Source organism: Sphingobacterium deserti, assembly GCF_000757725.1.
GTDB lineage: Bacteria > Bacteroidota > Bacteroidia > Sphingobacteriales > Sphingobacteriaceae > Sphingobacterium > Sphingobacterium deserti.
Map to the genome: position 1 here is coordinate 17,933 of NZ_JJMU01000065.1, position 14,218 is coordinate 32,150.

Consider the following 14,218-nt stretch of genomic DNA (forward strand, 5'->3'; position numbering starts at 1 on the left):
TTGATACCATGAAAAGGAAACTATTGGTTATCTTTTTTTTGACCGTTATCATTGCCACCGTTGGATTCTTTGCCGTTCAGCAGGAAGCGCCGGTAGACTTCAGCACGGATGTGAAACCTATACTTAATAAACATTGTATAAGTTGCCATGGCGGTGTGAAAAAGAACGGTGGATTTAGTCTTCTTTTCGAGAATGAAGCTTTTGCTAAGGCAGAATCCGGTAAGCCGGCCATTGTGCGTGGCGATGCTGAGCACAGCGAATTTATCAAACGTTTAACCTCGGACGACCCAGAATTACGAATGCCCTACAATGCGCCCATGCTCAACAATAGCGAGATTGCTATCCTAAAACGGTGGGTGAACGAAGGCGCGAAATGGGGAGAACACTGGGCATACACTGTGCCGACTGATGTGGACGTGCCGAAACCCTTCTCTTTGGCCCGACTTATAGGGTGGCAGTCAGAAAGTTTAACAAATGACATCGATTATTTTATACAGCATAAACTTAACCAAAAGGGCTTATCTTTTTCCGCTGTGGCCGATAGGGAAACATTGCTACGCAGACTTTACCTCGATCTAATTGGCTTGCCGCCAAGTTTACAGGAAACGCGGGCTTTCGTAAACGATAAGCGAGATGATGCCTATCAGCGGCGTGTAGATAGTCTGCTTTCGCTGCCGCAATACGGGGAGAAATGGGCCTCCTGGTGGTTGGATATGGCGCGCTATGCTGATACCAAAGGCTATGAAAAAGATGGATACCGGCAGATTTGGGCATACCGGGATTGGGTAATTAAAGCGCTTAATCAGGATATGCCTTTTGATCAGTTCACCATCGAACAGCTGGCCGGTGATCTTCTTCCAGATCCGACCAAGGATCAATTGATTGCGACAGCATTCCATCGAAATACAATGAATAACGATGAAGGAGGAACAGATAGCGAAGAGTTTCGTGTAGCAGCGGTTTTGGATCGTGTGAACACGACCTATCAAGTGTGGTTAAGCACAACATTTGAATGCGTGCAGTGCCACAGCCATACATACGATCCTTTCAAATTTGATGAATACTATAAATCTGTCGCTTTTTTTAATAATACACGCGATGAGGACACAGAAGGCGATCACCCAAAATTGCGCTTTTACACTGCGGAAGAGGAACAACATATTGATAGTATCAAGTATTGGCTGACCCATAGCGGAAGTGCCAACCTTGTAAAGTCAGCGGATCTTTTTCTACACACCCTGGAACCGAAAATTCACGCACATTACAGCGATAAGCTAGTGAATGGTGCTTTATACGATACGAAATGGTTGGGTATACGGCACGGGGGGAGTGCCCGGCTGCGTGACGTCAGCTTAACAGATAAGAAGCAGTTTTATATGAACTTCTGGACGGATGTTGGTGGCGGGACATTGGAAATCCGGAAGGGTAGCGTGCAGGGAGACTTGTTAGCTAGGGTGAACATTCCGGCGACCAAAGGCCGACAAGTCATCGTATCACCGCTGGCTGCACATGCTGGAGTACACGACTTGTACTTAGTTTTCAAAAATCCGTCGATCCCGGCGGAGCAAGCGGTCTGTATGATTGAGTGGTTCGCTTTTTTAGAAGCATTTCCGATGTCTGGCGCAGGATCTGATCAAGCGAAAGTACAACGCGCATTTCTACAAGTGGTGAATAGCCACGCCGAGAGTGTGCCGGTCATGATTGAAAACCCGCAGGACATGCAGCGAAAGACGTTTATATTTGAGCGCGGAAACCGATTGACACCAGGGACAGAGGTGCAACCGATGGTCCCTGAAACGCTGAACGATTTCCCAAAGAACGCTCCGGCAAATCGTTTAGGGTTTGCACAGTGGATCGTTAGTAAGGATAATCCGTTAACGGCCCGCACTTTGGTAAACCGTGTGTGGGCACAACTATTTGGTCGTGGACTGGTAGAACCACTTGGTGATATGGGGACGCAAAGCACGCCACCTATTCATCGGGAACTGCTCGACTATTTATCCTTTAACCTTATGCACAAACACAATTGGCATATAAAAAGCTTAATACGAGAAATCTTGCTATCTTCTACGTACAGGCAGTCGTCAAGTCTGAACAATGAAGACGTAGCCAAGGATCCGGAAAATTATTACCTATCCCGTGGCCCAAGATTTCGCTTATCAGCCGAGCAGATCCGGGATCAGGCGCTTGCGGTAAGTGGTTTGTTAAGCAAAAAGATGTATGGACCAAGTGTAATGCCGCATCAGCCGGACGGTGTCTGGATGACGGTATATAGTGGTGCATCTTGGGTCACAAGCACCGGTGAAGATCAGTACCGAAGAGGGGTATATACGTTTCTTAAACGCACCAGTCCCTATCCATCCTTTATTACATTTGATGCCTCTAGCCGAGAAGTTTGCCTGGTAGATAGAATACGGACGAACACCCCATTACAGGCGTTAACCACGCTGAACGATCCGGTTTACTTGGAAGCAGCAAAGCAATTGGCCACATTAATGATAGCGGAAGGGAAAGGGAATGTAGCGTCTTGTATTGAGGCAGGCTATCGACATGCTATGTTGAAGGACCCGATCCCTCAAAAAATTACAGCATTGCAAAAGCTGCATACGGAGGCGCTCGACAACTTTTCGAAGAACCCGAAGGAAGCTGCTAAGTTTATCGGCGTAGACCCCGCAACATTGAAACGCGAAGAGCTAGTGTCGAGGGCTGCCTACATGCTAGTCGCTAACGCCATACTGAACCTGGATGAGTTTTTAACAAAATCGTAACATCATGAAAGATTTAAGCAAACTGTTAAATGAGGCTCAGCAACAGCAACTACATGCTGTCACAAGACGCCACTTTTTGAAGGAATGTGTGGCAGGTATAGGCAGTATTGCCTTAGGCGGGTTGCTGGGTAATTGTGGAGGCGGTGTGCAGCGTGCGGACGGCGCTTTTGATTTAAATGCATTAAATCCTTTAGTGCCAAAATCGCCGCATTTCCCAGGAAAAGCCAAAAGCGTTATTTACTTACATATGGCTGGCGCTCCGTCTCAGTTGGAACTGTTTGACTACAAGCCTGCCTTGCATAAGCTACATAATCAGCCTTGTCCAGAATCGCTATTGGCAGGAAAGAAATTCGCCTTTATACGTGGTGTGCCTAAAATGTTAGGGCCGCAGGCTACCTTCGCACAGTATGGACAGAGCGGAGCCTGGGTATCTGACCATCTACCGCATTTCAGTAAAGTTGTTGATGAAGTTAGCTTCCTGAAGGCAGTGCATACCGATCAGTTCAATCATGGTCCTGCACAGCTTTTTATGCACACAGGCAACGCGAGGCTTGGGCGTCCAAGTATCGGTTCTTGGGTAACGTATGGCCTCGGCTCGGAGAATAGCAATTTGCCCGGATTTGTTGTGCTCACTTCCGGAGGGAAGACACCCGACGCCGGTAAAAGTGTGTGGGGGAGCGGTTTTCTTCCATCAGTTTATCAAGGTGTACAGTGCCGATCGAAAGGCGATCCGGTGCTGTATATTGCGGATCCAGATGGGATAGGTCGTGATTTGAAAAGGAGTGCCATTGATGCCATCAATGAGGTAAATAAGGAGGAATATAAGACATTTAAAGATCCGGAAACATTGTCGCGTATTGCGCAATATGAAATGGCCTATAAAATGCAGGTTGCAGTCCCCGAAGTCATGGATATTGCTAAGGAACCGGCGTATATTCATGAATTGTATGGCACACAGCCAGGCAAAGAATCTTTTGCGAATAATTGCTTGCTTGCACGTAAGTTGGTTGAGCAAGGTGTTCGATTCGTGCAGCTTTTTGATTGGGGCTGGGATAGTCATGGTACGAACCCTACAGATTCAATCGATCTGGGATTCAGAAACAAATGCCGTGAAATAGATAGACCAATGACGGCCTTGATCATGGATTTAAAGCAACGAGGACTATTGGATGAGACATTAGTTGTCTGGGGAGGAGAGTTCGGTCGAACGCCAATGCAAGAGAATCGTGATAACAGTGATATGCCATTTTTGGGTAGGGATCATCACACCGATGCGTATACCATATGGATGGCAGGCGGGGGTATTCGCAATGGTGTGAGTTATGGGGAGACAGATGAAATCGGCTTTACAGGCGTGAGCGGACGCGCATCTGTGCATGATGTGCATGCCACTATGCTTCACCTCCTTGGGTTTGACCATGAAAAATTTACTTATGAATTTCAGGGACGTCCATTTCGTTTAACGGATGTAGAAGGAAATCTTATTCAGGCGATCGTTTAAAAACCATTTATGAAATATATTTATCTGCTAGGATGGTTTGTTCTGGTACAGCTAACCTTGCTACCGGCACAAACATCAGTAAAGTTGCCTATCAAGTATTATTGTACAAATTGGGGCATGCAAGAATCTTGGGCTAGGTTTTGCGCAAAAGTGAAAACAGCGGGATATGACGGCATAGAAACCTGGCTTCCCGCAACGACAGAGGAACAGCAAGAGATGCTGACAGCTTTAAAAAAGCATAACTTATCGTTGGGGCTTCTTGTTGGTGGCAGCGGCACCAATTTTGAGCAGTATGCAGCAAATTTTCGTTCAAATTTGGAAGCTGCGTCTAAACATCGCCCGGATTACATCAATTGCCATACGGGAAAAGATTACTATACATTCGAACAAAATGAACGGCTGATAACGCTTGGTGAAAAGATTAGTAAACATTATAACCTTCCGGTCTATCACGAAACGCATCGTGGGCGATTCAGTTTTGCAGCACATGTGACAAAGGGCTACCTGGATAAAATTCCCCACCTGCAGCTAGCGTTGGACATTTCACATTGGTGCAACGTGCACGAATCATTGCTCGAAGATCAAGAAGAAACAGTTGCGCAGGCATTGAGACGTACCAGTCATATTCATGCGCGAATAGGACACCCCGAAGGACCACAGGTGAATGACCCTGCAGCTCCCGAGTGGAAAAGCGCCGTTGACCGACATCTAGCTTGGTGGGATGAGGTCGTCATGCAGCATAAAACACACAACCGACAGTTAACGATCACAACGGAATTTGGCCCCGCGGGCTATCTACCAACCTTGCCGTACACGCAGCAGCCTGTGGCCGATCAATGGCAAATCAACGTATATATGTTACATCTTTTAAAAGCCCGCTACGCCACAGAATGATGTTTTTGGAAGAATTAGCTCTATTTATCGGACGATGGCATCCACTATTGGTGCATTTACCCATCGGTATGTTAATACTGGCATTTGCTATGGCTGTCGTAGATCGGTATCGTAAGCAGCTGGAGTACTTTAGTGCCATTCGGTTTACGCTCCTACTGGGATCAGTCGCAGCCATTGTCGCTTGTATTACCGGCTATTTCTTGTCGCGAAATGGAGGGTACGAAGCTGATGTATTGGGATACCATAAATGGCTGGGAGTTGCTGTCGCGGTAATTAGTGTGGTTACTTTTCTATTGTACCGAGCGCCCACGCATGCCAAAATATGGATACAAGTACTTCGTAGCCAAAGGCTGATGTTTCTGTTGATTGTCGTCATACTAGTGGGAGTCGCTGGTCATTTCGGAGGAACGCTAACACATGGAGAGGGATACATGAAGGATGTATTGCCCACGGCGTTGAAAAGTACACTCGGCATAGCTCCACCAAAGGAGGGGGTATTCACCTTAACGAATGCGCAAGAGGCTGTGGTCTATCAAGATATTATCCAACCTATTTTAAAACAGCGCTGCCAAAGCTGTCATGGCGAGAAGAAACGAGAGGGCGGACTAGCGCTTCACAATCAACAAGCTATGTTACAAGGTGGGGATGGTGGTGCAGTGCTCGTAAAGGGCGACACGGTAAAAAGTGAATTGTACGCCCGTTTGGTTTTGCCAGAGGGGCACGAAAAACGTATGCCACCCAGCGGGCGGTCGCCGATTACAATGGACCAAATAAAACTAATCTCATGGTGGATAGCCGCTGGGGCAGATTTTGAACGGAAAGGGAAGGAGCTGCCACAGTCCAAAGAAATTCTAACTATCTTGACCAAATTAGAAAATGGACATCAAGAAGAGACCTCTTTATACGCGGCGCTTCCTGCGGCGCCCCCTTTGCCAAAAGATAAAATTCAGGCATGGCAAGCTAGAGGCATTAAGATAATGTCAATTGCAGCGGACAACAATATGGTCATGGTCAACGCAGTAAATTACGCCCAGTTTAGCAACAAAGATTTAGAAGATCTTCTGGCAATTAAAGACAACATCGTTCAACTAAAAATTGGACGTACGGCCGTGACCAATGCCGGTATGATAACTGTGGCAAAATTTCCCGTGTTACATCGATTGCATTTGGAATACACGGCTGTGACAGATGAAGGATTGCTACATTTACAACGGTTGAAAAAAGTAACGTATATAAATCTTGTAGGCACAAAAGTCACTCAACAAGCATTAATCCATCTTCAGAAAATTCCAACATTGACACACTTGTATGCATTTAACACCCAATTGCGCGAAACTGAGACTGGCGAGGGAAATAGCAAAATAAGGGTGGACACAGGTAATTATGTTCTTCCTTATCTACCGTCAGACTCCGTTATCTTTTAACTGTTGTGCAGCGTGCATTGTAAATGCGCTGTATGCTATCAGGACTACCTTTTTAGGTAATTTTCGCTGATGCAGGCTGTTGTTCTGTTTTAACGAACGAAATGATAACAGCGCATATGGCACAGATAACAGCGACAACGAGGAAAATGTTAGCGGTCTTTCCCGTGTAATCGATTATTTTACCAAACAAAGGTTCTCCGATGGCTGCAAAAACATATGCAAACATATTCATAACGCCCGTGCCCGTACCCACCAGCCTAGTGCCCAAGAGCTCGGGATTTAGTGTCCAAAAGTTAGATTGTGGCCCATAAACAAAAAATCCGGCTGCAAACATCAATATCGATGCTCCGAATTGGTTTGTGATGGGTACGTAATAGATGCTCAAAGCGATGAAAGAGCTTACGATCATTCCAGCACATATGGATTTGCTGCGGTTTCTGTTAAATAAATAATCAGATATATAGCCAAAAGATACAGCTCCAATCGCCATACCGATGGGTATAAAAAGCGTCAGCCATAAATTGGCGTCACTATTTTTGTAGTTTTCCCCTAAAAAATGGATAGGAACCCAAAAGATAAGTCCATAGCGCGCCATGCTTTGGCATCCAATCGCTAATGAAGCTGTAATGAACTTTCGATTGGCAAATACTTCCTTATAATCCTTTTTCCAACTTTTTGACTGATGGCTACCGCTTTCCGGCGAATCTTCTTTTTGGTCGGCGATTGGCTTGGGGCTACTTCTTGCCATTAGTAGAAAAACAATTAAAGCGCCTAACAGGAATAAAACAGGATAGCGAAAAAGCGTACGCCAACTTTGGTTCTGCTGTACTAACAACAAGGCCATAAAAAATGTCAGAACAGATGAGCTACCTGCAGCCATCGTGTAAAAGCCGAAAGCTCGTCCTCGATGCTCATCGTCCCACCAGTTAGAAATCAATTTGCTGCCCGAGCCCCAGGCCATGGATTGGAAATAACCGTTAAGCGTCCATAAAACGAGTACTGTGGTATAGCCAGTTGCGAAACTGATACTAATATTGCAGATGATGGATAGCGTGCCGCCGCAAAGTATCATAATCTTCGGACTTAATCGATCAGCCAGATTCCCATTAATCAATTGACCGATAGCATAACCAATCAACATGGAAAAGCTGATCCATCCAATCTGTTCAAAGCTAATATGCAGTTCGCGGGACATTCCCTTTACCGCCCAGCCGAAATTATGCCTTCCTGTATAAAAAAACAGGTAGCAAAACATCGTTACAAACAACATTCGCCACTGCTTGCTTTGAAGTGCGCTCTCTTTCATCATGAATTAGCTTAAATTCTGGTTGATGCCTACACGAATTGGTTTGTTGGATACGGCAAATTCAAAGGCTATATCCACCTCATCAAAATGGAATTCCTTTTCAATCAAATCCTGGAAAGGATAATTTTTCCATTGGTTTACCATAAAGTCCACGGCGAAATTAAAATCTTCATAATTATAGTTATGCAGGCCGCGTATCGTAATAAGTTTTCGGATTATATTTTCCGCGTCAAGGCTAATCTTATGCTGTTTAAAAACAGCACCTACGAGCACCGCCCTGCCATTAACGCCTAGTGCAGCAATGCCTTGCTCCATAGCTTCCGGGACGCCACTCATATCAACATAAATATCTGCTGTCTTACACTGGCTTTCCATGTATTCTTGTAAAGAGACGTCGTTCGTGTTGATAGTTACATCGGCAGCAAAAGCCTTAGCTAGCTTTAGCCGCTCAGGTTGCACATCGCTCACAATGATTTCATTGGCACCAGCCTCTTTAAACATAGAAACGATAGTTAGGCCGAGCAAGCCCATACCGGAAATAACAACTCTTTTACCACAGCTTTCGCCTGCTAACCGAATCGCTCCCGCCGCCGTAGCGATAGCACAATTGATGGTCGCAGCAACCTGGAGGGGAAGGTCATCAGGCAGCACGCGCACAACGGTATGCGGGCGAAGTATAATATGTGTGGCAAGTCCGCCGTTAAAATCATCACCGTCAGTTAGCCTACGGTGTCCATATTTATAGAGATCTTGATTTTTTTGCGGCACATCAGGGTTGTATACATTGGTGTTTGGATCGCTCGCGTAAACTGTCCAAGTTATCCTGTCGCCGATAGAGATGGTCTTCCCTAAAGCATCTAGGTTTGCTCCTTCAGAATTTAAACTGAGCACTTTACCTACAATCTCATGCCCTAATATGCTGGGAGTAGCCTCCTCACGGATACCGCAGAATGTATGTATATCGCTCCCACAGATTGTAGCATACGCAATGCCCACCAAAATTTCCCCCGCTAAGAGATCCCGTATTGGTTCGTCGTTCTTCTGAAACTTGCTATTGGCGCCGTTAAAGATGTAGAATGTTCCGTTTTTCATAGTCTTTTATAAAGGTATATTAAAAGATATGCAATACTAAACAAAGTTTATATATACTAATAATATTATGTGTTATTTTTATATTAAGCTCTTTCTCGGTTTGCTTTTTCAATTTCACACTTCCGTTTAAATGAGATGTGTTGCAGTAATGGAGTGACACTCCGACACAGCTCTTCAGTTCATTATTAGCTGTTCAATAGGTCCAAGATAGCCCAATGACGCCCTTCAGCAACCTAAGCACTTTAATTTTTAAATTAAGTTGATATTCGAAACTTTTTTTACATTTGTATCAATGAAGCTGGTTTTAAGCATATTGTCAATCTACTTTCTCGTCCTTTCGGCGCTCCCTTGCCGAGATGGTGGAGATGACTTATTGCCGGCGATGTCATCAGCTATGGCGCATAGCAGTAGCGATTCTGGGACACAAAATCATGAGAAGCACGACCACAATCAAGATGGTTGTTCCCCATTTTGTTCCTGCCACTGCTGCAGTATAAAAATCGAACCGTTGCAAATGTTTGAAGCGGGTATCGACAGAAAAGTAGTTTTTAAGCTTTCTGTAGCGCAACCAGAGATCGATGCACCCAGCATAAATAATTACCCCAACCGAGTCTGGCAACCGCCAAAATACATCGTTTAAATTTTTCACCCACGTTGTAACCTATCAGGATTTCAACCCGATCAGGTTTCAAAGCTATATTATTTTTCAGGAGAAAAATGAGAAGAGTCTACGCGTATTGCTTACTTATCTCTCAATTTTTCACGATGGAATGTAAACGATTGCGCAATTTAGAAAAGCAGAAAAATAATCGGGCATTTCCTTCAGCTAAGTAATATAAGCAAATCAGTATACCGTTTATGTAGATCTTCATCCAGCAGAAGACTTCATGTTTACCATAAATAAGATGTATTGTGTTAGACAACATTATAAGATTTAGTATAAAGAACAAGATCATTATTGGTTTAATGACTTTGGTACTTATTATTTGGGGCGCTTGGAGTGCAACAAAACTCCCGATAGATGCCGTCCCTGACATAACAAACAACCAAGTGCAGATCTTTACCTCTTGTCCTACCTTGGCGGGTCAAGAGGTCGAGCAATTGGTTACCTTTCCCATAGAGCAAAGCATTGCTAACGTTCCGCGCATCGAAGAAATACGCAGCATATCCCGGTTTGGGCTATCAGTGATTACTGTTGTTTTCGAGGAGGATGTGGATATCTACTTTGCGCGACAACTTATCGGCGAGCGACTTAAAGAAGCGCTTGAATCTATTCCCGCGGGCATCGGTTCGCCCGAACTAGCGCCCGTGAGTACGGGTCTTGGGGAAGTATACCAATATATTATCCACCCAAAAAAAGGTAGTGAGGGGAAATACAATGCCAAGGATCTCCGCACCATGCAGGATTGGATTGTTGCAAGGCAGTTATATGGCACGCCAGGCGTCGCCGAAATAAATAGTTTTGGTGGCGAACTTAAACAATATGAAGTCGCCGTTAACCCTAATCGTTTGAAGGCGATGAACGTAAGCATTCCGGAGATTTTTACTGCTTTGGAGCAGAACAATCAAAACACGGGTGGAGCCTACATCGATAAACGTCCGAACGCTTACTTCATCCGCGGTATCGGATTGGTGACTTCCATCGAAGACATACAAAATATTGCTGTAAAAACTACTGGAACGGTGCCCATCTATGTGAAAGATGTCGCTGATGTTCGCTTTGGGAGTGCGGTGCGCTACGGTGCACTGACATACAATGGTGAAGTCGATGCCGTAGGTGGCGTGGTCATGATGCTGAAGGGAGAAAACAGTAATGAAGTGGTGAAACGTGTTAAGGAAAAGTTGCCTACAATACAGAAATCACTGCCCGATGATGTCGTAATCGAACCTTATTTAGACCGTACGGAGCTAGTCGGACGAGCAATCAGTACGGTGGAGAAGAACCTGCTTGAGGGTGCATTGATTGTCATCTTCGTACTGGTTTTGTTTTTAGGAAATTTACGCGCCGGCTTGATCGTTGCTTCAGCGATACCACTTTCGCTACTCTTTGCGCTGGGCATGATGAACGTCTTTGGCGTGAGCGCCAATTTGATGAGCTTGGGGGCGATAGATTTTGGCCTCATTGTGGATGGTGCCGTTATCATCGTCGAAGCGACACTGCATCATCTTGGGCTTCGGAAATCTACAGAAAGGCTAACGCAGCGGCAAATGGACGATGAAGTATTTGAATCTGCCTCGAAAATCCGCACAAGTGCGGCTTTTGGCGAAATTATTATTCTAATCGTTTACATCCCGATATTGACGCTAGTCGGCGTAGAGGGCAAGATGTTTACGCCGATGGCAAAAACCGTCGGTTTTGCCATCTTAGGCGCGCTTATTCTGTCGCTTACCTACATCCCGATGATGTGTGCCCTATTTCTTCCTAAAGAAGGGCATAGCAAGAAAACCTTTAGCGACCGGTTTATGGAAAAACTTCAAAAGCTGTATGCGCCGTTATTGCAAAAGGCTATCCGCATAAAGTACATCATCGTTGCGGCTACTGTGGCGATATTTGCTGTTGCACTCTTCGTTTTCAGCCGTATGGGGGGCGAATTTATTCCGCAATTGCAAGAAGGTGATTTTGCGTTTCACTGCATCTTGCCACAGGGCAGCTCCCTGAGCCAAAGTATTGAAACATCAATGAAGGCTTCCCGCATTATCAAAGAGTTTGAGGAAGTAAAAATGGTTGTCGGCAAGACGGGCGCAGCGGAAGTGCCTACCGATCCCATGCCGCCTGAAGCCACAGATATGATGGTGGTGCTGAAGCCACAGTCGGAATGGACATCTGGGCGCAGTTATAATGAACTGGCTGATGCCATTATGGAGCGTCTGGAAGTGATCCCTGGGGTATTTTTTGAAAAAAACCAACCGATACAGATGCGCTTTAACGAACTGATGACCGGCATACGGCAAGACGTAGCTGTTAAAATATTTGGTGAAAACATGGATAGCCTAGCCAATCTGGCCGTCGAGGTAGGGCGCGTGGTGCAAGCGATCCCGGGGACTACGGCTCCGCAGATCGAACGGGTAAGTGGCCTGCCACAGATCAATATAGAATATGACCGTATTAAAATTGCCAACTATGGCTTGTCTGTGCAGCAGGTGAATGATATCGTGAGCACAGCTTTTGCCGGGAAGGCTACTGGGCAGGTGTATGAAAACGAGCGCCGTTTTGACTTGGTGGTCCGTTTGGATAGTTCAAGCCGTAATGATATTGATGATGTCAGCAACCTTTTAATTCCGATATCGGGGGGCAACCAAATTCCACTGTACCAGATTGCGAACGTAGGCTATAAACTGGGACCTGCGCAAATAAGTCGAGAGGCAGGAAAGCGTCGGATCGTGATCGGGTTCAACGTTGCGGGAAGGGATGTACAAAGTGTGGTAGGCGATATCCAAACGCAACTGAACCAAAAAGTAAAACTTCCATCTGGCTATTACTTCACCTACGGCGGACAATTTGAAAATCTGCAGGAGGCGAGTGCGCGCTTGATGATCGCAGTGCCGATCTCCTTACTCTTGATCTTCATGTTGCTGTTCTTTACATTCCATTCCGTTAAACAGGCTATTTTGATCTTTACGGCCATACCGATGAGTGCAATAGGTGGTGTATTTGCACTACTTCTACGCGATATGCCTTTCAGTATCAGCGCCGGTATAGGATTCATCGCACTGTTCGGCGTTGCAGTGCTAAACGGAATAGTGCTTATCGGGACGTTCAACCAGTTGGAAAAGGAAGGAATGGCCGATGTGTTTCAACGCGTAAAAGAAGGAACGCTGACACGCTTGCGACCGGTACTGATGACAGCTATGGTCGCATCATTTGGTTTCCTACCCATGGCAATAAGCACTAGTGCAGGGGCGGAAGTTCAAAAGCCCTTAGCCACTGTCGTGATCGGTGGTTTAGTGACCGCAACCTTTCTGACACTTTTCGTTTTGCCTTTGCTCTATATCATATTCAATCGAAAGTTTAACATCCTGAAGGGAAGAAATATGAAGACTATGACGACCACCTTGTTAATTATAGGTATGTCTGCTGCAAGTTTACGCGCGCAGCAACGAATCACCATAGCCAGCGCTATAGATACCGCTATGGAAAACAACCGGCAGTTTAAAGTAAATGATGCTGAGATTGCGTCGGCCGGACTGCAAGTTAAAACAGCCAACGATGTACCAAAAACGGGCGTCTTTGTTGAAAACGAAGATTATCGACCTTCGGATAATGTTGGGATTTTGAAGATCGGACTTTCTCAAGATCTGCCTTGGCCAGGGTTATTTGCTGCCCGGCGAAGGTATATGCAGGAACAATTGAAGTTTGCACAGATGAACAAGGACATGTTGCAGGCAACCATAAAACGGGATGTGCGCACGGCCTATTATCAGTTGTGGTATCTTCAAGATCGCCAACGTCTTTATAACAAGTTAGATAGTATTTACACATCCCTTTTTAAGGCGACCGATCTACGTCTCCGAGCTGGTGATGTGGCAGCATTAGATAAGATCGCGGCGCAGGCGAAGTCCAGTGAAATACGCGCGCAAGTAGAACAGAATAAGAAAGAAATGATCATTCAACAACAGCAGTTGATGCTATTGATGAATGTGAATGAATGGATGTTACCGGTTGAAACTGCACTTGAGAAGATTGACGTGAGCCTATTAGAGCTATCGGAATCGCATCCAATACTTGCATTGCAACAGCAGAACATAGCAATAGCGGAAAAGAACATCGACTTGCAGAAGCAGGGAAATATGCCGGATTTTAGTGGTCGTTTCTTTTCGCAGCGGCTGTGGGGTGCGCCGGATCCCTTCACTGGGTTTTCGGTAACTGCAGCCTTTCCGATCTTTGGGCTTGCCGCCAATAGAAATAAGGTGCGTGCAGCGCGGGCCGAAATGCAAGTGCAGGAAGAAACACTGTCGTTACGAAAACAAGAGCTAACAACACAGCAATCAAATGCGCAAGCATCCATCCAAAAAAATGTGGAGCTTCTGCAGTTTTATGAAGCCGATGGTTTGCGCCAGGCTGAGGAAATTATAAAGGCGGCAACGCTGAGCTACAACACCGGAGAAATAGGCTTCGCGGAGCTCAGCCAGTTCTTAAGTCAAGCAATTGGCATCCGTCAAAACTATCTAGATGTACTAAATGTGTACAACCAATCAGCCATAGAATTCAATTATTATAACAATAAATAGCAGA

Annotated in this window: 8 protein-coding genes; 6 read left to right on the forward strand and 2 right to left on the reverse strand. The window is 45.5% G+C overall.

Translation table 11 applies throughout. The annotated features are described in order from the left end of the window. The first annotated feature begins 8 nt into the window (after positions 1-8). Genes DI53_RS16825 through DI53_RS16840 form a run of 4 tightly spaced genes read left to right on the forward strand, consistent with a single transcriptional unit; the run spans position 9 to position 6,587 of the window. Positions 9-2,768, forward strand: coding sequence for a DUF1553 domain-containing protein (locus DI53_RS16825; RefSeq protein ID WP_037502516.1), 2,760 nt, complete (start codon positions 9-11; stop codon positions 2,766-2,768). A 4-nt stretch (positions 2,769-2,772) separates the two neighbouring features. Beyond that, on the forward strand, positions 2,773-4,269 hold the full coding sequence (locus DI53_RS16830; protein ID WP_037502518.1) for a DUF1501 domain-containing protein: 1,497 nt from the start codon (positions 2,773-2,775) through the stop codon (positions 4,267-4,269). A 9-nt stretch (positions 4,270-4,278) separates the two neighbouring features. After that, positions 4,279-5,163 carry a sugar phosphate isomerase/epimerase family protein gene (locus DI53_RS16835; protein ID WP_037502520.1) on the forward strand — a complete coding sequence of 295 codons (885 nt, stop codon included), beginning with the start codon at positions 4,279-4,281 and terminating at the stop codon, positions 5,161-5,163. Continuing rightward, positions 5,160-6,587 carry a c-type cytochrome domain-containing protein gene (locus tag DI53_RS16840; protein WP_037502523.1) on the forward strand — a complete coding sequence of 476 codons (1,428 nt, stop codon included), beginning with the start codon at positions 5,160-5,162 and terminating at the stop codon, positions 6,585-6,587. The genes DI53_RS16835 and DI53_RS16840 overlap by 4 nt, the downstream gene beginning before the upstream one ends. Positions 6,588-6,639: 52 nt before the next feature. On the opposite strand, the gene DI53_RS16845 is transcribed toward DI53_RS16840, so the two are convergent. Next, the gene (locus DI53_RS16845; RefSeq protein WP_071790520.1) at positions 6,640-7,896 is read right to left on the reverse strand and encodes an MFS transporter; all 1,257 of its coding nucleotides are present in this window, start codon (positions 7,894-7,896) and stop codon (positions 6,640-6,642) included. Between the two features lie 3 nt (positions 7,897-7,899). Further along, positions 7,900-8,985: a zinc-binding dehydrogenase gene (locus tag DI53_RS16850; RefSeq protein ID WP_037502525.1), complete on the reverse strand. Its 1,086-nt coding sequence runs from the start codon at positions 8,983-8,985 to the stop codon at positions 7,900-7,902. A gap of 292 nt (positions 8,986-9,277) precedes the next feature. On the opposite strand from DI53_RS16850, the gene DI53_RS20200 reads away from it, so the two are divergent. Next, entirely contained in the window at positions 9,278-9,625 is a 348-nt protein-coding gene (locus DI53_RS20200) for a DUF6660 family protein (RefSeq protein ID WP_131555339.1), read from the forward strand. Positions 9,626-9,897: 272 nt separating this feature from the next. Further along, on the forward strand, positions 9,898-14,214 hold the full coding sequence (locus tag DI53_RS16860; RefSeq protein WP_037502531.1) for a CusA/CzcA family heavy metal efflux RND transporter: 4,317 nt from the start codon (positions 9,898-9,900) through the stop codon (positions 14,212-14,214). Positions 14,215-14,218 lie beyond the last annotated feature (4 nt).